The following is a 19,514-nucleotide window of genomic DNA, read 5'->3' as shown; positions in this document are numbered from 1 at the left end:
GGTCGGAGCGATGCTGGTGGCGAAGGGTGTGAGGGATGTGGTCCGGTGGCATGAGGCTGCGACATGAAGCAACCTCTCGGCGTGATCCTGGCAGGCGGACAAGCCACGCGCATGGGCGGCGGCGACAAGGGGTTGTTGCGGCTGGGCGGGCAGAGCGTGCTGGACCGGGTGATCGGGCGGCTGTCGCCGCAGGTCGCTGATCTGGCGCTGAATGCCAATGGCGATGCAGCCCGCTTTGCGGCGCTTGGGCTGCCGGTTCTGCCCGACAGTATCGACGGTTTCGCAGGCCCCCTGGCGGGGGTTCTGGCCGGGCTGGACTGGGCGGCGGAACAGGGGGCGGATACGATCGTGACCGCCGCCGCCGACACGCCGTTCTTTCCCTGCGATCTGGTTCCGCAGCTGTTGCTGGCAAGCGAGGGGATGGCGCAGCCGCTGGTATTGGCCGCGACGCCTGATCCTGAGCGGGGCCATGCGCGGCATCCGACTTTTGGCTTATGGCCTGTGGGGTTACGCGACGATCTTCGTGCATCACTTCAAGACGGCATGCGCAAGGTTGTGCAGTGGACAGCGCGCCACGACGGGCGCGAAGCGCTGTTCCCGGATGAGGCGGCGTTCTTTAACATCAACACGCCCGAAGACCTGCAGCGGGCCGAGGCAATGTTATGAAGTTATACGGCGTTGTCGGGTGGAAGAACGCGGGCAAGACCGGGTTGATGGAACGGCTGGTAACCGAAATCACCGGGCGGGGCCTGCGCGTCTCCACGGTCAAGCACGCGCACCATTCCTTCGACGTGGACCACGAAGGCAAGGACAGCCACCGCCACCGTGTTGCAGGCGCGACCGAGGTGATGCTGGCCTCGCGCAACCGATTTGCCCTGATGCATGAGCTGCGCGCCGAGGCGGAACCGACGCTGGAGGCACTGCTGGCGCGGTTGTCGCCGGTCGATCTGGTGCTGATCGAAGGTTACAAGCGCGATGCTCATCCCAAGGTGGAGGCGCATCGCGCCGAAACGGGCAACCCCCTGATCGCGCCGGAGGATCCGACCGTGCGGGCAGTGGCCAGCGATGTGCCGCTCGACCTCGACCGGCCGGTCTTTGACCTCAATGACACCAGCGCCATCGCCGATTTCATCCTGGCCGAGGTCGGGCTGTGACGGCATTCGATACATTTGCCGTTGTCGACTGGTCCGCCGGAAAGCGCGCTCCGGCACGTCCGTCAAAGGATGCGATCTGGATCGGGATCAACCGCGCGGGGGTGGAGCAGGCACCGCTTTACTGTCGCAGCAGGCAGGAGGCGGAAGGCCACTTGCGCGCATTGATTGCGCAGGAGGTGGCGGCGGGGCGGCGGCTGTTGCTGGGGTTCGACTTCCCCTTTGGCTATCCAAAGGGGTTTGCCCGGAAGGTTGTCGGCAACAAGGGCACGCTGGCCCTGTGGGACTGGTTCGAGAGCCAGATCAGCGATGACGCCTCGGGCGACAACAACCGTTATGAGGTGGCCGAGCGCCTGAACGCGCTTTTCAGCGGTCCCGGCCCCTTCTGGGGGAAATCGCACCGCGACAGATGGCCCGGCGTGCCCTATCGCAAGCAGGGCGTCCGGTTCGACGAAATTGCCGAAAGGCGTGTCACGGACATCGTGGCAAATGCAGCTTCTTCCTGTTTCCAGATGGCTTTCCCCCCGACGGTGGGCGGGCAGGTCATGATGGGGCTGCCGGTGCTGTCGCGGCTGCGCAGGGCCTGCGGCGCGCGCGCCTGGCCGCTTGAGGATATCAGCAGCGCGGCTGTTGTCCTGGCGGAAATCTGGCCCGGTCTGGTGGAACAGGCGGTGCGGGGTGCGATGCAGGCACTGGGGGCCGATGCCATCCGGGACCGCGAACAGGTGCGGCTGCTGGCCAATGCGCTGGCCAAATTGCCGCCCGACCGGCTGGTGGCGGATATGGCGGATCTGCCGGATGAGGCGGGCGAGGAGGCCTGGATACTGGGCGCGCGGATACGCGATGAGCTGATCGCGGCGGCGCAGGCAGGCGCGGCACCGCCGCCCCTGCGCAACGATTGTTTTGCCTTGCCGCCGGGGGTGCATTGGACCCCGGTGGAGGAGGCCCTGGCGCATCTGAAAGCACGGATGCAGGTGGTCACTCCGCTTCAGATTGTTTCCCTTGATCAGGCGATGCACCGGGTTGCCGCGGCGGATGTTGCCGCCTTGCGGGCGAACCCGCCGCTGCCGAATACGGCCGTGGATGGCTATGGATTTGCAGGCGCGCGTGGCGCAGGCAGCCATCGCCTGACCCTGGCCAAAGGGCGTGCAGCGGCAGGGGACCGCCCCGGCGTGGTGCCAGAGGGGCAGGCGATCCGCGTGTTGACGGGGGCAGCCCTTCCGCAAGGGGTCGATACCGTTGTCCTGCAAGAGGACGTGGTGCTTGACGGTGCAGAGGTGACTTTTCAGGGGCCGGTCAAGGCAGGGTCCAACACGCGCAGGGCGGGTGAGGATGTGCAGGCGGGTGATCCTGTCCTGCGCGCGGGTCGGCGCATCACCGCCCCCGACCTGGCCCTGTTGGCAGCTACGGGAAATGCCGAAGTTGCAGTGCGGGCCGCGCTGCGGGTCGGTGTGCTGTCAACGGGTGATGAACTGGTCGCTGCGGGAAATCCGGCCTCCGACGGGCAGATCTTCGATGCGAACCGCCCGATGCTGCTGGCCCTGTTGCAGCGCTTTGGCCATCAGCCGGTCGATCTGGGGCAGGTGGGTGACGACAGGGCGGCGCTGCGCGGGGTGCTCGATGATGCGGCGGGGCAGGTGGATGTGATCCTGACCAGCGGCGGCGCCTCTGCCGGGGATGAGGATCACGTCTCGGCCCTGCTGGAAGAGGCGGGGGCGATGGGCCTGTGGCGCATCGCTGTCAAACCGGGGCGTCCGCTGGCCTTGGGTATGTGGCAGGGCAAACCGGTCTTTGGCCTGCCGGGCAACCCGGTTGCGGCTTTGGTCTGTACCCTGATCTTTGCGCGGCCCGCGCTGGCGGTCCTGGCCGGGGAAAGCTGGCCGGTGCCCCAGGGCTTCGACGTGCCCGCCGGATTCACCAAGCGCAAGAAGGCGGGGCGCCGGGAATATCTGCGGGCGCGCATGCGGGACGGGCGGGCCGAGGTCTTTGCCTCCGAAGGGTCGGGGCGGATCAGCGGGTTAAGCTGGGCGGAAGGGCTGGTGGAACTGCCCGAACCGGCGGCAGAAGTGGCGCCGGGGGACATGGTGCGGTTCATTCCTTACGGGAGTTTCGGGCTCTAGGTCGTGTTGACATTCATTGTCGCCCACCCGTTTCAGTCCAAAATTGCTCAGTTCCAGGCAAGAGAGCGCAGGAATAGCCAGCTATTTCAAGCTTTCTTTGCGCGCCCCGCCTTGAAATTGAAGCGCCAATACCCTGCCGCGCTACGCGCTCTCGGGATATTGGCGATGTGATTTACCTTATAGTAAAGGCGGGACGCTGTAACGCAGAAATGGGCAATTTTGGCGAAACCCCTGCGGGGCGCGGCGGATTTTGCCTCTGCCATCCCGGATGTTCGCTTCCAATGATCACATTGCTGCGCTCACATCAGGGTGCCAGCGGCAAAATCCGTCTCGCGCGGGTGGGCGACAATGAATGTCAACACGACCTAGGGCCGGAACCCAAGGCACAAAACCTGTTCAAGCCTCAGTCAAACGTCCCCGCGCAGCGGCCCAGCAGCATGAAGGCCCGCGCGGTGCGGGTGTCGGCGAGGGCCGAAATCTCTCCGTCCGATGCCTGTTGCTCGAAGGCCGCGAAGGTCTTGTCAAAGCGACGCAGGAAGTGATGCGCGGCATCGCGAAAGATCGGATCCTGCTTCATCCGTGCATTGCTCAGCGCCAGCGACGATCTGTCCCGGATGCCGCCCAGTGCCGCAATCGGCCGGCCGCGCGCGCCCTGCGCGAACTGCCGCCAGACTTCGGGGCGTGCCCGGTCGGGGCGCAGGTCGTCCATATAGATGCCGTCCTGGCTGAGCAGGGTCAGCACATCCTGCGCGGCCTGGATCAGCTGTTTGGCAGCGCGGTCCTTCAAGGCCCGGCGCAGGGAGGCGAAGCCGGTCTCGTCCTCGGCGGTTTCGGGAAAATTGAGGGCGCGGATGAAGTCTTCGTTCGACAGAAGCGGCATCATGTCGCTGGCCTGGGTGCCCAGTGCCAGTGTCGGCTGGTCATCGACCTGTGGCGCGGGGGCAAGGGGGGCGAGGCGCATCCGCTCATCGCGGCGCGACTGAAAGGTCGCCAGCGCGGTTTCGGTCTTGCGGGCGGCGGCAGCGATTTCATCAAGTTTGCGCGCGACCGAGGGTTCGGTGCGCATATGCATGCCCTGCTGCTGCGCGATATAGGACTGGCGGATCGCGTCGATGGCCGATTGCAGGCGCTGGCTTTCCTCGCGCATCACGCGGCTGGCGCGCGCCGCCGTCGCCGAAACCCAGATCATCGCAACCGGCATGAAGACTGCCAGCATGGTCATCAGAAACCGGAACCCGCCGGATTCCGCCTGCGTTTCCGGCTCGGAGCTGACAAAGACAAAGAAAATACCGGCCCCCAGAAGCCAGACGGCGCTCAGCGCGATGGCAATCACCTCGATCGAGGTGATCGCATCGGGCTTTGGCTTGTCGTAAATTCCCAAGGGGGTCACCCGGGGCGCCCTGGCCGCCGGTTTGGCGGTCTCGGACGTTTCGGTGCCGGCAGCGGATTCGGGCGCGTCAGTCATGCCGCAGCCCCCTGTCAGGCATAGACGATCTTGAGAACCTCATAGGATTTTTCGCCCCCTGGTGTGCGCACTTCGACCGAATCGCCTTCTTCCTTGCCGATGAGGGCGCGGGCGATGGGCGATTTGATGTTCAGCAGGCCATTCTCGATCTTGGCCTCGTACTCACCCACGATCTGATAGGTCTTTTCCTCGTCCGTGTCTTCGTCGACCAATGTCACGGTTGCGCCGAACTTGATCGGGCCGGACATTTTCGCGGGGTCGATCACATCGGCGAGCGAGATCACGCCCTCAAGCTCCTTGATGCGGCCTTCGATGAAGGACTGCTTTTCCTTGGCGGAATGGTACTCGGCATTTTCCGACAGGTCGCCATGCTCGCGCGCTTCTGCAATCGCCTTGATGATGGCGGGGCGCTCAATGCTCTTCAGCTGCTTGAGTTCGGTTTCCAGTGCGGTGTGACCCGCGCGGGTCATCGGGATCTTTTCCATGGGCCGTCCGTCCACGTAAGGAGGGCCGCACCCCGGTTTGATACCGGGAGCGGCCTTGGTTGCTTTGCTTGGACTCCAAGTGACCCAAAGTTGCCGCCGATTGCAAGGGGGGCAGCGCAGGATCGGCGGCAGAGGGGATCAGTTGTAGGCCACGACCTCGTATTCGATGCCGTCATCGTCGTGGAAATAGAACCGCCGTCCGGGTTCGTAATCGGCGTGATTTCCGGTCTTGAACCCATGCGCCCTGATGGCGGTTTCGGTGCCGTCCAGATCGTCGACGACGACCGCGATATGGTTCAGGCCGGCGACACGGGTGTAACTGGAGGTCGCTTCGCTGGCCGGGGTGCCGGGGGTGTAAAGCGCCAGGTAATGATCGTCAGTGCCCACATGAACCGTATGCCCGCCCGCCATGGCATCGCCTTGCCAGCGGATGTGCCAGCCAAACAGCTTTTCCATCCATGCGGCGGTGGCGGCAGGGTCGGACACGGTGTAATTCGTATGTTCGAGGATCGCAGGCATCTGGGCCTCCTTTGTTGTTGATTTTTTCATCGTAATTGCTAAACCTCACTTTAGGTCAAGGTATTTTGCGGAGAAATTTCAGATGGCGGTAAATGACGGTTTGTCGATTGGGGCGCTGGCGGACCGGACCGGCCTGGCGGTCTCTGCTATCCGCTATTACGAGGCGCAGGGGCTGATCCGGCCCTGGCGCAATGCAGGCGGCCAGCGCAGGTTCGAAAGGGCGGATCTGCGGCGTCTGAGCTTTGTGATGATCGCGCAGCAATTCGGATTTACCCTGCCCCAGATCAAGGCGGAACTGGACCGGCTGCCGGGCGGGCGGACGCCGAACAAGGCCGATTGGGCCCAGATCAGCGCCGGTTTCAAGGCCGCGCTGGACCAGCGCATCGACACGATGACCAAGCTGCGCGAACGTCTGGACAGCTGCATCGGCTGTGGCTGCCTCAGCCTGGACAGCTGCGCGCTTTACAACCCTGCCGACAAGGCGGCGGATCGGGGGCAGGGGCCGCGTTACCTGATGGGCGACACGCCCGAAGGCTGATCCTGCGGCATCATGCCAGCGGAACCCGGTCGTCTGTCGGGGCGCTTTCCCTTGCCTGCATGCGACGACACGCCCGAAATTTCACCCCACGTCCGGATTGCAAAGGGGCTTGGCGTGGTTTAGCCAATTTCAAACCTTTTTAATTGCCTGGAGGGAGCGCCGAGCATGGCCGAGATCGAACGCGAAGCAATGGAATATGACGTGGTGATCGTGGGCGCGGGGCCTGCCGGTCTTTCCGCTGCGATCCGGCTCAAACAACTGGATGCCGACTGCAATGTCGTCGTGCTCGAAAAAGGCTCTGAAGTCGGGGCGCATATCCTGTCGGGCGCGGTTCTGGACCCGTGCGGGCTGGATGCGCTGATCCCCGACTGGAAGGAAAAGGGCGCGCCTGTCACCGTGCCGGTGAAGGAAGACAACTTTTACCTGCTGGGCGAGGCGGGCAAGCTGCGGGTGCCGAACTTCCCCATGCCGCCGCTGATGAACAACCACGGCAACTACATCGTTTCCATGGGCAATGTCTGCCGCTGGATGGCTGAACAGGCCGAGGAACTGGGTGTCGAGGTGTTTCCGGGCATGGCCTGTTCCGAGCTGGTGTTCGGTGACAACGGCGAAATCAAGGGCGTCGTCGCCGGGGAAATGGGCGTGGGGCCGGATGGCAAGCCCGGCCCCAGCTATGAGCCGGGCATGGAGTTGCATGGCAAATACGTGTTCCTGTCCGAAGGCGTGCGCGGCAGCCTGTCAAAGCAGGTAATCGCCAAATACGGTCTGGACGAAGGCAAGGAGCCGCAGAAATACGGCCTTGGCATGAAGGAAATCTGGGAGATCGACCCGGCCAAGCACCGCGAAGGCACTGTGACACATACCATGGGCTGGCCGCTGGGCAAGAACGCGGGCGGCGGTTCTTTCATCTATCACCTTGATAACAATCAGGTTTATGTCGGCTTTGTGGTGCATCTGGGTTACAAGAACCCGCATGTGTTTCCCTACATGGAATTCCAGCGCTTCAAGCATCACCCGATGGTCAAGGAGCTGCTGGAAGGCGGCAAGCGCGTGGCTTACGGCGCGCGGGCGATCACCGAGGGCGGCTATCAGTCGATGCCCAAGATGGTGGCACCGGGCGTGGCGCTGCTGGGCTGTTCCGTCGGCATGGTCAACGTGCCGCGCATCAAGGGCAACCACAATGCCATGCTCTCCGGCAAGGCAGCGGCGGAAGCAGCCTTTGAGGCGATCTCGGCTGGCCGGTCTGGCGATGAGCTGACCGCCTATGAGGAGGACGTGCGCGGCGGTGCCATCGGTGCGGACCTCAAGAAAGTGCGCAACGTCAAGCCGCTGTGGTCCAAATTCGGCCTGACCACCTCCCTCGCGGTGGGCGGTTTCGACATGTGGTGCAACACCTTGGGCTTTTCGTTGCTGGGAACATTGGGCCACGGCAAAACCGATGCGCAAGCCACTGAAAAGGCGTCCATGCACAAGCCCATCGACTATCCCAAGCCCGACGGCAAGCTCAGCTTTGACCGTCTGACCAATGTGGCGTTCTCCTTTACCAACCACGAGGAAAGCCAGCCTGCGCATCTGACGCTGAAAGACCCGGATGTCCCGGTCAAGGTCAACCTGCCCGAATATGCAGGGCCCTCGGCGCGGTATTGCCCGGCAGGGGTCTATGAATTTGTCATCGAAGACGGCAAGGACCCGCGTTTCGTGATCAACTTCCAGAACTGCGTGCATTGCAAGACCTGCGACATCAAGGACCCGACGCAGAACATCGTCTGGACCACGCCGCAGGGGGGCGACGGGCCGAACTATCCCAACATGTGATGCGAAATGACATGTGATGCGAAATGAGGCGGGGGTGACCCCGCCTTTTTCCTGTCCGCGCCACTTTGCTCACAGGTGCGTCATGGCGGGGCTGTGCCATTGCGCTTGGCGCTGGACCTGATAGCCTTTGGGAAAACAGAATTAGAGGCCGTTGCAAAATGATGAAACGAGTGCTGAGTGCGGTTGCCATTCTTGCGGCCAGCAGCGCCCTGACACCGCCGGTACAGGCGCAATCGGTGGCGGGGGCCTATCTGGCGGGGCGGCATGCTGCTGTCAGCAGTGACTACGCGGAGGCCGCCCGGTATTACACCGAGGCGCTGAGCCATGATCCGACCAATGCCGAACTGATGGAAAGCGGGACGCTGTCCTTGTTGTCCCTGGGTGATGTGGAAAAGGCCGTGCCGCTGGCCCGCGCGCTTGAGGAAAAGAACCACCGCAGCCAGGTGGCCCGGCTTGTCCTGACCGCCGACATGGCCAAGCGGGGTGATTATGAAGGCCTGCTGGAACGGGGCGATGACGCAACCGGGATCGGCCCCTGGGTCGACGGGCTGGTCAAGGCCTGGGCGCATATGGGTGTGGGTGACGTGACCTCGGCAATGGCGGCGTTTGATACGCTCAGCGAAGAACCGGGGATGCAGGGACTGGTGATGTATCACAAGGCCCTCGCACTGGCGAGCGTCGGCGATTACGAAGGTGCCGCAGACATATTCGGCGAGGGCCTGGTGGGCGCTGCCGGTCAGACCCGCCGGGGTGTCATGGCCCATGCCGAAATCCTGGCGCAACTCGACCGGCAGGACGAGGCGCTGACACTGATCCGCACCAGCTTTGGCACCGGAACCGACCCCGAACTCGATATGCTGACTGCGGCGCTTGCGGCGGGGGAACCGGTGCCTTTTACCCATGTGCCGGACCCCCTGGCCGGGATGGCCGAGGTGTTCTATACCTTTGCGGCGGTCCTGAAGAACGAGAATACCGGCGATTACTATGTGCTGCTCTATTCCCGTGTCGCACGATACCTGCGGCCCGATCACATGGATGCGCTGCTGCTGACCGCCGAACTGCTGGAAAACCTTGGCCAGTATCAACTGGCCATCGACGAATTCGCCGCGGTGCCTGCGGACAACCCCACCTATCATGCTGCCGAACTGGGCCGCGCGGGCGCTTTGCGCCGATCCGGCAAGGACGATCAGGCGATTGAGGTGCTGACCCAGCTGGCGCGCAGCCACGGCGATCTGGCAGTGGTACATTCGACCCTGGGTGACCTGCTGCGCGGGCGCGAAGACTGGGACGGTGCGATTGCCGCCTATGACCGCGCCATTGAACGGGTGCCACAAGACAACCGCATGCGCTGGGTGCTCTTCTATTCCCGTGGCATCGCCTATGAACGCTCCGGCGACATGGCCGCCTCCGAAACGGATTTCCGTGCCGCGCTGGCGATCAATCCCGAGCAGCCGCAGGTGCTGAACTACCTCGGGTATTCGCTGGTCGAACAGCAGCGCGACCTGGACGAGGCGCTGGACATGATCGAACGCGCCGTCGCGGCCAGCCCTGATTCCGGTTACATCGTGGATTCGCTGGGCTGGGTGCTTTATCGGCTTGGCCGTTACGAGGAAGCGGTGGATCAGATGGAGCGCGCGGTGGAGCTCCTGGCGGTCGATCCGGTGATCAACGATCACCTTGGCGATGTCTATTGGGCTGTCGGGCGCAAACGCGAAGCGGAATTCCAGTGGCGCCGGGCGATCTCCTTTGTCGACCCCGAGGATACCGACGGCGAAGCGGACCCCGAAAGGATGCGCCGCAAGCTTGAGGTTGGTCTGGACGCGGTGCTGGAGGAAGAAGGCGCCGAACCGTTGAAAACCAGCAGCGATATCTGAGCGGCCGGTGGCTGACGTACCGCTGCGCGTGCGGGTCCGCGCGCCTGCGAAAATCAACCTGACACTGCATGTCACCGGGCAACGCCCCGACGGATATCACCTGCTGGATTCGCTGGTGGTCTTTGCCGATGTGGGTGACAGGCTGGAGCTGAGCACGGGCACACCGCTTTCGCTGACCATTTCCGGCCCGGAAGGCGGCGGGTTGCAGGGTGGTGGCGACAACCTTGTGCTGCGGGCGGCAGCCCTGATGCAGGGGACGCCCACCGGCAGATTCAGGCTGGAAAAGAACCTGCCGGTTTCCTCCGGTATCGGGGGTGGCTCCGCCGATGCCGCGGCGGTGGTGCGGGCATTGCTTGCCAGCCGGGGAACGGGTGCGGTTCCGGCGGATCTGGCCGACCGGTTGCTGGCATTGGGCGCTGACATTCCGGTGTGCCTGTCGTGTCGTCCCAGCCGGATGCGCGGGGTCGGAGAGGACCTGAGCCCGGTGCCGGGCCTGCCCGGACTACATGCGGTTCTGGCAAACCCCCGCGTGGCCCTGTCTACACCATCGGTGTTCAAGGCGCTGGAACAGCGTGGGAATCCGGAAATGCCGGATCATTTGCCAGACTTCCATACAGCCAACGACCTGATCGCCTGGCTGAAGGATCAGCGCAACGACCTGCAAGAACCGGCCGTGTCCCTGGCACCGGTGATCCAGGATGCGCTGGAAACCCTCAGGGCCTCGGCAGGTTGCCTGCTGGCGCGGATGTCGGGATCGGGGGCCACCTGTTTCGGGCTCTACGAGAATGCCGCGAGGGCCAAATCAGCTGCCGCGTGGCTGTCGGACGTGCGGCCGGACTGGTGGGTCACCTCGACGCAACTGGGCGACATGCAGGCGCTTTGCCAGCCGCGGATCAGCTGATTCTGCTGACCACGTAATCCGCAAGATCAATCAGCATGGATTTCACCGGATGGTCGGGCAGGGGGGCAAGCGCCGCCTTGGCCTGTTCCGCCCAGCCCATGGCATCCTCCTGCGTGTCCGTCAGGGCGCCGTGGCGCTGCAAAAGGTCCAGCGCGGTCTCAAGATCGCCGTCTTCCTGGCGTCCCTTCTCGATGGTGCGCACCCAGAAGGCGCGTTCTTCGGCATCGGCACGGGCCACTGCCTTGATCACCGGCAGGGTCAGCTTGCGCTCGCGGAAATCGTCGCCCACGTTCTTGCCCGTGGCATCGGCCTGGCCGCGATAGTCCAGCAGGTCATCGACAATCTGGAAGGCCACGCCCAAAGCATCGCCATAATCGAACAGCGCCTTCACGTGATCCTCGGGTGCATCGGCGATCACGCCGCCGACCTCTGTGGCGGCAGAGAAGAGCGCGGCGGTCTTGCCCCGGACCACTTGCAGATAGACGCTTTCGTCGGTTGCCAGGTTTTGCGCTGCGGTCAGTTGCAGCACTTCCCCCTCCGCGATGGTGGCCGCGGCATTCGACAGGATCCTCATCACCCGCATGGAGCCCGGTTCGGTCATCAACTGGAAGGACCGCGCAAACAGATAGTCGCCCACCAGCACCGATGACTGGTTGTCCCACAACAGGTTGGCCGTGGGCCGCCCGCGCCGCTGGGCGCTTTCGTCGACTACATCGTCATGCAGCAGTGTGGCGGTGTGGATGAACTCCACCGTCGCTGCGAGGTGGACATGGTAGGGGCCTTCATAGCCGCACATGCGGGCCGCCGCGAGGGTCAGCATGGGGCGCAGGCGCTTGCCGCCCGCCTCGACCAGATGCGCCGTGACCTCGGGGATGCGCGGCGCATGTTTCGACGCCATCCGCTCGCGGATCAGCGCACCAACGGCGGCCATGTCCTCGGTCAGATAGGCGGCGAGCCTTTCGTGCGGCTTGGCCTTTGTCGCGATATTCATGGCATGGCCCCACCCAAGGCTCGACAAACGGGCACGCTTGCCCCAAATCAATCTGATGAAGGAACTTTTGCGCAGCACCGACATGACGATCATCGCCTTTGCCACGGCCCTTCTCAGGGGCGAGGATATAGCCTGCTTCGAGATGGACGTAAATATGAGCGTGCTGGAAGGCGGCATCGGAATTTTTCCGCGCCGGCTGATGGTGCATCCCGATGACCATGACGCCGCCTGCCAGGTGATGCGCGATAACGGGATCCCGCTGGGCTTGTGAGCGGGTCGGGTGACAGCGATCTGACCCATGACGCCTTTCTGGGCGGCAGGCTGCACCTGTGGCAGCCGCGACAGGGCTACCGCGCCGGGGTGGATGCGGTGCTGCTGGCCGCCTCTGTGCAGGCCCGGCCCGGCCAGCGCGTGCTGGATCTGGGGTGCGGCGTGGGTGCTGCGATCTTATGCCTGAATTCAAGGGTTTCCGGCCTGGCGCTGACGGGTGTGGAGCTCCATCCGCCGATGGCGGATCTGGCCCGGCGCAACGGAGGCGAGGCGCTGGAGGTGTTCACAGCCGACCTTGCCAGGCTGCCGCAGGCCCTGCGTGAACGCCAGTTCGACCACGTGCTGGCCAATCCGCCCTATTATGATCGCGCGGCCTCTGTCCGGTCCGACGATCCGGCGCGTGAGGCGGCGCACGGAGAGGAAACGCCGCTGGCCACATGGGTCAGGGTTGCGGCGAAACGTCTCGCCCCCAAGGGGCAGGCCCATTTCATTCACCGGGTCGAGCGCCTGCCCGACCTGATCCGCGCCCTGCCGGATGACCTTGGCTCTGTCGAGGTGCTGCCGCTTGCGGCCCGGCCGGGGCGTGCCCCTGACCGCGTGATATTGCGGGCGCGCAAGAGCGGGCGGGCGGCATTCCGCCTGCACCCCGCACTCGCACTGCATGCAGGGGCGCATCGCGAAAGTGACGCAAAAGACTATGTTCCGGCGGTTGACGCCGTGCTCCGCGCCGGGGCCGCGCTGAAGTTTTAGGCCGCGTTAGGCAATCTTTTACTACTTTAGCGATTATGCTGCGAGGCAGCGTGACAGAAACATCGTTCTGTGATCCACTCGAAGGGTTAGCTCATCATATGGAGGATTATATGGCTTTTGACGCACATCTGGAGACTCTGAGAAGGAAACATCAGGCGATGAGCGAAGCGGTGGAGACGGCCCAACGCTCCCCTGGAGTTGATGATCTGGAAGTTGCTACAATGAAAAAAGAAAAACTGCGCCTCAAGGAAGAAATCGCGCGCCTTTCGGCGTAGGTCTGCGGACCTAACGCTTTCTCATGCTGGTATAGGCGGCAATACTTGCGCCGCCAGTGATCAGTAAGGCCGCCCACAGCAACGTGAGACTGGGGGCGGCGACCCCGGCGAGTACAAGCACCAGCGTGGACAGAAGCGGTGCCGCGTAAGAGCTTGTTCCCAATAGCTGTATGTCGCCGTGTTTCACACCGATATCCCACACAAAGAACGCCAGCCCGACCGGGCCAAGACCAAGGCCGAGAATCGCCGCCCAGCCCAATGCGGTGGCGGGCAGAATCGTCTGCTCGAACAAAAGGTGCAGGGGCAGGGACAGGGCCGCCGCGGCGAGGCAGAAGACGGTCACGGAGACGGTCGGCGCATCGCCCACCAGCCGTGACAGAACCGAATAGCTGGACCAGGTCAGCGCGCAGAGCAGGGCCAGCAAATAGCCCGGCAGGTTTTCCGCCGAAAACCCCAGACCGCCCCCGGCAATGATCAGGGCGGCACCCGCAAACCCCAACGCGGCCCCCAGCATATGGCCGCCGCGCAGCCGTTCGCCCGGCAGCAACCCCGAGAAGATCACGATAAGAAGCGGCCAGAGATAGGCGATCAGCCCCGCTTCGGCCGCAGGTGCCAGGCGCAGGGCCGAGAAATAGAGCGCGTGATAGCCGAACAGCCCCAGGGTGCCAAAGACATAGACCCGCAGCGGCACCCGCCGTAATGCGCCAATCGAACCGGTCGCACAGGCCCAGATCAGCCCAAGCGTACCGCCGATAGCAAAGCACAATGTGTTGAGCAGGAGGGGCGGTGTGGGTGCCGATCCGACGGTAAAAAGCGCCAGCAGCGCCCAGAGAAGCACGGCGATGAAACCGATGGCGGTGGCGGCCTTGCCTGTCATGATGGGGATGCCCTGTTCAACACGGTCATTGCGTCGGCGATATGTGCAGTTTTGTCAATCTCCCGCAGCATCCAGTCCCGGAAGGCCGCAATCTGGGGGCGGTCCTCTGCCCCTTCGGGGCAAATGAAGGTAAACCTTGCCCCGGTCGGCAGGGCGGTCTTGTACGGCGCGATCAGGCGGCCCTCTGCCAGGTCCTTGATCACCAATGCGCGGCGCCCCAGCACAACGCCGATTCCCGCAAGGGCAGCATCCACCGCGTGATCGGCCTGCGAAAACCGCGGGCCCGTCGGCTTGAGCGGAGGCAAGCCCAATGCGGCGGACCATGCGGCCCAATCGGCGGGCGGGGCGAGAAAATCCATCGATTCATCGGTGATCAGCACCGCGTTGCGCAGATCGGCAGGCTCGGGGTATCGGGCGGCCAGTTCGGGCACCATCACCGGCGTTACCCATTCCTCTGCCAGCGGCAGGGCATAAAGGCCGGGGTAGGGGCCAAGGCCAAAGCGCACCGCCACATCCACATCGTCGCGGGCAAAGTCCACCAGATGCAGGGAGGCCGAGAACCGCAGTTCGATGTCGGGATGTTCCTGCGCAAAGTCGAAAAGCCGGGGGGCTAGCCATTTGGCGGTAAAGGCAGGCCCCGCTGTCACGGTCAGTGACTGATGGTCCTGGGTGCGCTGGGCCGCACGCCAGCCCCGGGTCAGAATTTCAAAACCACTCCGGGCATCCGGCGCGAGCGCGCGCCCGGCTTCGGTCAGTTCCACCATGCGGTTCAGGCGCCGGAACAGGGGGGTGCCAAGGTGTTCTTCCAGCGACTTGATCTGAAAGCTTAACGCGGCAGGGGTGACGTTCAGTTCCGCTGCCGCCCTGGCAAAGGACATGTGACGCGCAGCGGCATCAAAGGCGCGCAGGGCGGTGAGAGGGGGAAGGCGACCTACCATTCTCAGTTAAGTATACTTTAACTGACGGATTGAAAAGTCTCGTTTGTAAGCACCGTTGCAAAGGCCCAGATTGGGTTCAGGTCAAAAACACTAAAGCGCCCCGCCATAAACCTGTATAGCCGATACCCTGCCGCGCTTCGCGCTTTCGGGACATCGGCGATACGGAATGTATCAGGTGAAAGGCGGGACGCTGTAAAACGATCACAAGGATTGATCCGATGATTGAAGCCACAACAAACGCCGCAGCCCGCAACGCCATCCACAAGGCACATCGTGCGCGTGGGGCTGCTGTCAACGCCTTTTGGGGTTGGTTGTTTCCCCGTTCCAGCCGCTAAAGCGTCCGACCTTTAACCTGAAGCATCCAGCGGCATGAATGCCCCGGGAGCGCCGCAGGCGCGCCAGGGTATTCATGTCTCGGGTTTAAGGTCTGGCGTTCTAAGGGCGGCGGATCGGGCTTTCCCAGCCCGTACCAGCAAAAAGGTCGGCTCGAAGGAGCCGGCCTTTGATTGTCTTAACTGCTGCAATCAGACAAAGAATTGCGCGCCATTGGCCGAGATGGTGGAGCCGTTGATGAAACCTGCATCATCCGAGACCAGGAATTTGACGGCGCGGGCAATTTCCTCCGGCTCGCCCAGACGGCCCGCCGGGATCTGCGCGATGATCGATTCGCGGACCTTCTCAGGCACGGCCATGACCATATCCGTGCCGATGTAGCCCGGGCAGATCGCATTCGCGGTGATGTTCGCCCGCGCACCTTCCTGCGCCAGCGATTTCACGATTCCCAGGTCACCGGCCTTGGTTGCGGCATAGTTGACCTGCGCAAACTGCCCCTTTTGTCCGTTGATCGAGGAGATCACCACAATGCGCCCGAACTTGCGTTCGCGCATGCCCGGCCAGATCGGGTGAATGGTGTTGAACACGCCTGTCAGGTTGGTGTCGATCACCTGGTGCCATTGTTCCGGCGTCATCTTGTGAAAGGGTGCGTCACGGGTGATGCCCGCATTGGCGACGACCACTTCGACCGGCCCCAGGTCCGATTCGACCTGTGCTATGCCATTCTTGGAGGATTCGTAGTCGGCAACGTTCCACTTGTAGGTCTTGATCCCGGTTTCCTTGGTGAATTCGGCAGCGGCTTCATCATTGCCGGCATAGGTGGCGGCAACGGAATAGCCTGCATCCTTCAGTTCTTTCGAGATGGCGGCGCCGATCCCACGGCTCCCTCCGGTTACAAGTGCGACACGGGACATTTAGTTTCCTCCAGTAATGATATTTCGAAATGCATCTATCAGACGCAACTTTATTGCTACCACATCCGGTTTATGCGGCTTGTTCAAGCTTGGCAACACCGAAGCGAGCTTGGCGGTTCAATTTGTCGATTCTACTATATGGGGAGAGAACTTCAGCCACCCAATTCAGCGTTTTCGCGGCATCGGCGCAGTCTTGCCCGGGCTGCGCGCCTGATCTGCCGCGGCGCAGGGTTCGGTGACATGTTGCGGGGAAAAGCCGTCCCTCCCGCCACCTCAGCAGACCAGCGTTCGAAACAGGAGGGCGGGGAAGTGCAGGCATCAGCGCGCTGCAACGCGGCCCCGTGAAAGGGCCGCGTTGCCAATCAGATCAAGGGCGCTCAAGGCACATGGCAACGCCCATGCCGCCACCGATGCACAATGTTGCCAGGCCCTTTTTCGCGCCGCGGCGTTTCATCTCGAACAACAGGGTGTTCAGGATCCGCGCGCCGGAGGCCCCGATGGGGTGGCCGATGGCGATGGCACCGCCGTTGACGTTCACGATGGCCGGGTCCCAGCCCATGTCCTTGTTCACCGCGCAGGCCTGGGCGGCAAAGGCTTCGTTGGCCTCGACCAGGTCCAGGTCTTCAGCTTTCCAGCCGGCCTTTTCCAGCGCCTTGCGGCTGGCATAGATCGGGCCGACGCCCATGATCGACGGGTCCAGACCGGCAGTGGCATAGGATGCGATCCGTGCCAGCGGTTCGATGCCGCGTTTCTCGGCTTCGTCCGCGCTCATCAGCAGGGCGCCGGCGGCACCGTCATTGAGGCCGGAGGCGTTGGCGGCGGTTACGGAGCCGTCCTTGGTAAAGGCGGGGCGCAGTTTCTGCATGGCTTCGATGGTGGCGCCGTGGCGGATGTATTCATCCTGATCCACAATCGTTTCGCCCTTCCGGCCCTTCACGGTGTAGGCGACGATTTCGTCGGCAAACTTGCCGGCCTTCTGCGCGGCTTCGGCCTTGTTCTGGGAGGCGACAGCGAATTCGTCCTGCTGGTCACGGCTGATCTGCCATTTTTCGGCAACGTTTTCGGCGGTCTGACCCATGTGGTAGCCGTTGAAGGCATCCCAAAGACCATCGCGGATCATCGTGTCGATGAATTGCAGGTCGCCCATTTTCTGGCCCGCGCGCAGGTTTTGCGCATGGGGCGACATGGTCATGTTCTCCTGGCCACCGGCGGCCACGATGGCGGCATCACCCAGCTGGATGTGCTGTGCGCCAAGGGCCACGGCCCGCAGGCCGGAGCCGCAAACCTGGTTGATGGACCATGCGGCGGATTCGATCGGCAGGCCCGCATTGATATGGGCCTGACGCGCAGGGTTCTGGCCCTGTGCAGCGGTCAGTACCTGGCCCAGGATCGTTTCGGACACATCGGCGGCATCCACGCCCGCGCGGGCAACGAGTTCACGCAAGACGGCAGCGCCCAGATCGTGGGCAGGGATATTGGCGAAGGAGCCTCCAAAGCTGCCCACTGGGGTGCGCGCGGCGGATGCAATGACGACGTTGGTCATGAGATAGCGTTCCTCTTCATGTTCGACAGAAGAGTCTCGCCGCGGTGAAGGGGTGAATACCGCGACTCCTCTGCCCTCTGGCTTGTCATATCCCAAGGACAGGGGCGCGGCAACTGAGTGGCGCAGGCAGGTTACCGGGCCGAAGACTGCACTGCAGGTTTCAGCCAGTCGGGCTGCGTGGTGGGCGCGCCGAAAAAATAGCCCTGCAAACAATCCACGCCAAGGGCAGCGGCGGCCGCGGCGTCCTGTTCGTTTTCCACACATTCGGCGATGGTGAGCATGTCAAAATGCTGCGCAATGGAAACCAGGGCACCGGTCAGGGCGCGGTTGTCCGCATCCCGTGCGATGCCGCGGATGAACTGGCCGTCGATCTTGATCACGTCAAAGAGGAAATCCTTGAAATAGCGGATGGCGGTCTGGCCTGCGCCAAAGTCATCAAGGGCAAAGCAGATTCCCTTGGGTTGCAGTTCATCCATCAGGTCGACCACCAGTTCCGGCACGGTCATGGCAGAGCTTTCGGTGATTTCCAGGATCAGCCGTTCGCCCAGCATCGGGTTGCGGTTGAGGGCGCGGTGCAGCAATTGCTTCCAGGCCTTGTACCCGATGGAGCGGGCAGACATGTTGATCGAAAGGCGCAGGGCCGGATGCCGTTGCAGGGCGGTCAGCCCCATCCGCAGGGCAATGACGTCAATCTCGCGCCCCAGATCGGTGTCTTCGATCACCGGCATGAATTCGCGCGCCGGAATCACGCGACCGGTGGCGTCCAGCACCCGGATCAACCCCTCGTAAAAGGCCCGGGTGCCGGGCGCGCGCGCGGAGACGACAGGCTGATAGGCCAGCATGGTTTCCTTGTGCGTTATGGCATCACGGACCATGGCAAGCGTATTGCGGTCGCGCGCGGCGACGGCATGGGTCAGCGGATTGACGGCATCTGCGGGCACATCGGCCCATTTCTGTTTTTGTCTGGCATTCACGGCATGTACTTTCCCACGGTGCTGCGCCACCTTGGCGTCCAAAGTGATAACGGCGCTTTAAGGAACGAATTTGCTTCGAATTTTTCCTGCGCAGAGGAGGGGCCATGCAGCGGTGCGGATGGGCCGGGACCGACCCGGTATATATGGACTACCACGACAGGGAATGGGGGGTGCCCGAGTATGACAGCCGGGCCTTGTGGGAAAAGCTGATCCTGGATGGATTCCAGGCCGGGCTGAGCTGGATCACCATCCTCAGGAAGCGGGACAATTTCCGCAGGGCGTTTGCCGGGTTCGATCCCAATGAAATCGCAACCTGGGGAGAGGCGGAGGTGGCCAGGCTGGTCGCCAATCCGGGGATCATCCGTCACCGGGGCAAGATCGAGGCGGCGATCGCAAATGCCCGCGCCTGGCAAGAGGTGGAGGCCCGCGAAGGTTTTGACACCTTCATGTGGCGCTATGTGGACGGTGTGCCATTGCAGAACCGGTTTGCAACACAGGCCGACGTGCCCCCGCAGACCGTGCTGTCACAGCAGGTATCGAAGGACCTGAAGAAGGAAGGTTTCAAGTTCTGCGGCCCCACCATCGTCTATGCCTGGATGGAGGCCTGCGGGTTGGTCAACGACCATATCGTGACCTGTCACCGGCACGCGGCATGTGCGGAAATGGGGCGTTCAGGCGCCTGAGGCCCGATGGGTGGATACCAGCGGCCAAAGACGGATCTGGCGTCGGATCCGCGCGGTCTGCCGGAATCGGGAATTCTTGCATTGACTCCCCGTGGCAC

General features: G+C 63.2%; 20 protein-coding genes. 11 read left to right on the top strand and 9 right to left on the bottom strand.

Annotated elements, in window-relative coordinates; translation table 11 throughout:
* The first annotated feature begins 63 nt into the window (after positions 1-63).
* The 3 genes from mobA to PVW51_RS05485 are packed head-to-tail and all read left to right on the top strand — an operon-like array spanning position 64 to position 3,271.
* Positions 64-666 (top strand): molybdenum cofactor guanylyltransferase MobA, encoded by a 603-nt coding sequence (mobA, locus tag PVW51_RS05495; protein WP_274573908.1) that lies wholly within the window; start codon positions 64-66, stop codon positions 664-666.
* Positions 663-1,154: a molybdopterin-guanine dinucleotide biosynthesis protein B gene (gene mobB, locus PVW51_RS05490; RefSeq protein WP_114275207.1), complete on the top strand. Its 492-nt coding sequence runs from the start codon at positions 663-665 to the stop codon at positions 1,152-1,154. The genes mobA and mobB overlap by 4 nt, the downstream gene beginning before the upstream one ends.
* Entirely contained in the window at positions 1,151-3,271 is a 2,121-nt protein-coding gene (locus PVW51_RS05485; RefSeq protein WP_274573907.1) for a molybdenum cofactor synthesis domain-containing protein, read from the top strand. The genes mobB and PVW51_RS05485 overlap by 4 nt, the downstream gene beginning before the upstream one ends.
* 403 nt (positions 3,272-3,674) lie before the next feature.
* On the opposite strand, the gene PVW51_RS05480 is transcribed toward PVW51_RS05485, so the two are convergent.
* The 3 genes from PVW51_RS05480 to PVW51_RS05470 form a co-directional block, all read right to left on the bottom strand.
* Complete coding sequence (locus tag PVW51_RS05480; RefSeq protein WP_269361308.1) at positions 3,675-4,736, bottom strand: hypothetical protein; 1,062 nt, start codon at positions 4,734-4,736, stop codon at positions 3,675-3,677.
* 14 nt (positions 4,737-4,750) lie between these two features.
* Positions 4,751-5,221, bottom strand: a complete 471-nt coding sequence (gene greA / locus PVW51_RS05475; RefSeq protein ID WP_269361305.1) for a transcription elongation factor GreA — start codon at positions 5,219-5,221, stop codon at positions 4,751-4,753.
* A gap of 138 nt (positions 5,222-5,359) precedes the next feature.
* Entirely contained in the window at positions 5,360-5,740 is a 381-nt protein-coding gene (locus tag PVW51_RS05470) for a VOC family protein (RefSeq protein WP_274573905.1), read from the bottom strand.
* An 82-nt stretch (positions 5,741-5,822) separates the two neighbouring features.
* On the opposite strand from PVW51_RS05470, the gene soxR reads away from it, so the two are divergent.
* The 4 genes from soxR to PVW51_RS05450 all read left to right on the top strand — a co-directional run bounded on the left by soxR (position 5,823) and on the right by PVW51_RS05450 (position 10,868).
* Positions 5,823-6,278: a redox-sensitive transcriptional activator SoxR gene (soxR, locus tag PVW51_RS05465; protein WP_274573904.1), complete on the top strand. Its 456-nt coding sequence runs from the start codon at positions 5,823-5,825 to the stop codon at positions 6,276-6,278.
* Between the two features lie 165 nt (positions 6,279-6,443).
* Positions 6,444-8,093 (top strand): electron transfer flavoprotein-ubiquinone oxidoreductase, encoded by a 1,650-nt coding sequence (locus PVW51_RS05460; protein ID WP_274573903.1) that lies wholly within the window; start codon positions 6,444-6,446, stop codon positions 8,091-8,093.
* Positions 8,094-8,251: 158 nt separating this feature from the next.
* A complete protein-coding gene (locus PVW51_RS05455) occupies positions 8,252-9,967 on the top strand; it encodes a tetratricopeptide repeat protein (RefSeq protein WP_274573902.1) in 1,716 nt (571 codons plus the stop codon).
* A gap of 7 nt (positions 9,968-9,974) precedes the next feature.
* Positions 9,975-10,868 (top strand): 4-(cytidine 5'-diphospho)-2-C-methyl-D-erythritol kinase, encoded by an 894-nt coding sequence (locus PVW51_RS05450; protein WP_274573900.1) that lies wholly within the window; start codon positions 9,975-9,977, stop codon positions 10,866-10,868.
* On the opposite strand, the gene PVW51_RS05445 is transcribed toward PVW51_RS05450, so the two are convergent.
* A complete protein-coding gene (locus PVW51_RS05445) occupies positions 10,861-11,859 on the bottom strand; it encodes a polyprenyl synthetase family protein (RefSeq protein WP_274573899.1) in 999 nt (332 codons plus the stop codon). The two genes, PVW51_RS05450 and PVW51_RS05445, sit on opposite strands and share 8 nt — an antisense overlap.
* Positions 11,860-11,914: 55 nt before the next feature.
* Between PVW51_RS05445 and PVW51_RS05440 the strand changes: the two genes are divergently transcribed.
* From PVW51_RS05440 to PVW51_RS05430, 3 genes are all read left to right on the top strand, one after another.
* Positions 11,915-12,130, top strand: a complete 216-nt coding sequence (locus tag PVW51_RS05440) for a putative signal transducing protein (RefSeq protein ID WP_269361295.1) — start codon at positions 11,915-11,917, stop codon at positions 12,128-12,130.
* Positions 12,127-12,879, top strand: coding sequence for a tRNA1(Val) (adenine(37)-N6)-methyltransferase (locus PVW51_RS05435; protein WP_274573898.1), 753 nt, complete (start codon positions 12,127-12,129; stop codon positions 12,877-12,879). Before PVW51_RS05440 ends, PVW51_RS05435 begins: the two co-directional genes overlap by 4 nt.
* 110 nt (positions 12,880-12,989) lie before the next feature.
* Positions 12,990-13,154 carry a YdcH family protein gene (locus tag PVW51_RS05430; protein WP_269361291.1) on the top strand — a complete coding sequence of 55 codons (165 nt, stop codon included), beginning with the start codon at positions 12,990-12,992 and terminating at the stop codon, positions 13,152-13,154.
* A gap of 10 nt (positions 13,155-13,164) precedes the next feature.
* Here PVW51_RS05430 and yddG read toward each other — a convergent pair whose 3' ends face one another.
* The 5 genes from yddG to PVW51_RS05405 all read right to left on the bottom strand — a co-directional run bounded on the left by yddG (position 13,165) and on the right by PVW51_RS05405 (position 18,733).
* Positions 13,165-14,031 (bottom strand): aromatic amino acid exporter YddG, encoded by an 867-nt coding sequence (gene yddG / locus PVW51_RS05425; protein ID WP_274573897.1) that lies wholly within the window; start codon positions 14,029-14,031, stop codon positions 13,165-13,167.
* A complete protein-coding gene (locus PVW51_RS05420) occupies positions 14,028-14,969 on the bottom strand; it encodes a transcriptional regulator GcvA (RefSeq protein WP_274573896.1) in 942 nt (313 codons plus the stop codon). The genes yddG and PVW51_RS05420 overlap by 4 nt, the downstream gene beginning before the upstream one ends.
* A 524-nt stretch (positions 14,970-15,493) precedes the next feature.
* Entirely contained in the window at positions 15,494-16,216 is a 723-nt protein-coding gene (phbB, locus tag PVW51_RS05415; protein ID WP_269361285.1) for an acetoacetyl-CoA reductase, read from the bottom strand.
* Positions 16,217-16,583: 367 nt separating this feature from the next.
* Positions 16,584-17,759 (bottom strand): acetyl-CoA C-acetyltransferase, encoded by a 1,176-nt coding sequence (locus PVW51_RS05410; RefSeq protein WP_269361283.1) that lies wholly within the window; start codon positions 17,757-17,759, stop codon positions 16,584-16,586.
* Positions 17,760-17,890: 131 nt separating this feature from the next.
* Positions 17,891-18,733 carry an EAL domain-containing protein gene (locus tag PVW51_RS05405; RefSeq protein WP_274573895.1) on the bottom strand — a complete coding sequence of 281 codons (843 nt, stop codon included), beginning with the start codon at positions 18,731-18,733 and terminating at the stop codon, positions 17,891-17,893.
* Between the two features lie 104 nt (positions 18,734-18,837).
* Here PVW51_RS05405 and PVW51_RS05400 point away from each other — a divergent pair, with 104 nt between their 5' ends.
* Positions 18,838-19,416 (top strand): DNA-3-methyladenine glycosylase I, encoded by a 579-nt coding sequence (locus tag PVW51_RS05400; protein ID WP_274573894.1) that lies wholly within the window; start codon positions 18,838-18,840, stop codon positions 19,414-19,416.
* The last annotated feature ends 98 nt before the right edge of the window (positions 19,417-19,514 follow it).

The organism is Sulfitobacter sp. PR48, assembly GCF_028807335.1.
GTDB lineage: Bacteria > Pseudomonadota > Alphaproteobacteria > Rhodobacterales > Rhodobacteraceae > Sulfitobacter.
This window is presented reverse-complemented; position numbering and strand designations above follow the sequence as displayed.

What these genes read in the sequence shown, in the direction of transcription:
- mobA (WP_274573908.1), top strand. Translation starts at nt 64, where the DNA reads ATGAAGCAACCTCTCGGCGTGATCCTGGCAGGCGGACAAGCCACGCGC.
- mobB (WP_114275207.1), top strand. Translation starts at nt 663, where the DNA reads ATGAAGTTATACGGCGTTGTCGGGTGGAAGAACGCGGGCAAGACCGGG.
- PVW51_RS05480 (WP_269361308.1), bottom strand. Translation starts at nt 4,736, where the DNA reads ATGACTGACGCGCCCGAATCCGCTGCCGGCACCGAAACGTCCGAGACC.
- greA (WP_269361305.1), bottom strand. Translation starts at nt 5,221, where the DNA reads ATGGAAAAGATCCCGATGACCCGCGCGGGTCACACCGCACTGGAAACC.
- PVW51_RS05470 (WP_274573905.1), bottom strand. Translation starts at nt 5,740, where the DNA reads ATGCCTGCGATCCTCGAACATACGAATTACACCGTGTCCGACCCTGCC.
- soxR (WP_274573904.1), top strand. Translation starts at nt 5,823, where the DNA reads ATGGCGGTAAATGACGGTTTGTCGATTGGGGCGCTGGCGGACCGGACC.
- PVW51_RS05460 (WP_274573903.1), top strand. Translation starts at nt 6,444, where the DNA reads ATGGCCGAGATCGAACGCGAAGCAATGGAATATGACGTGGTGATCGTG.
- PVW51_RS05455 (WP_274573902.1), top strand. Translation starts at nt 8,252, where the DNA reads ATGATGAAACGAGTGCTGAGTGCGGTTGCCATTCTTGCGGCCAGCAGC.
- PVW51_RS05445 (WP_274573899.1), bottom strand. Translation starts at nt 11,859, where the DNA reads ATGAATATCGCGACAAAGGCCAAGCCGCACGAAAGGCTCGCCGCCTAT.
- PVW51_RS05440 (WP_269361295.1), top strand. Translation starts at nt 11,915, where the DNA reads ATGAAGGAACTTTTGCGCAGCACCGACATGACGATCATCGCCTTTGCC.
- PVW51_RS05430 (WP_269361291.1), top strand. Translation starts at nt 12,990, where the DNA reads ATGGCTTTTGACGCACATCTGGAGACTCTGAGAAGGAAACATCAGGCG.
- yddG (WP_274573897.1), bottom strand. Translation starts at nt 14,031, where the DNA reads ATGACAGGCAAGGCCGCCACCGCCATCGGTTTCATCGCCGTGCTTCTC.
- PVW51_RS05420 (WP_274573896.1), bottom strand. Translation starts at nt 14,969, where the DNA reads ATGGTAGGTCGCCTTCCCCCTCTCACCGCCCTGCGCGCCTTTGATGCC.
- phbB (WP_269361285.1), bottom strand. Translation starts at nt 16,216, where the DNA reads ATGTCCCGTGTCGCACTTGTAACCGGAGGGAGCCGTGGGATCGGCGCC.
- PVW51_RS05410 (WP_269361283.1), bottom strand. Translation starts at nt 17,759, where the DNA reads ATGACCAACGTCGTCATTGCATCCGCCGCGCGCACCCCAGTGGGCAGC.
- PVW51_RS05400 (WP_274573894.1), top strand. Translation starts at nt 18,838, where the DNA reads ATGCAGCGGTGCGGATGGGCCGGGACCGACCCGGTATATATGGACTAC.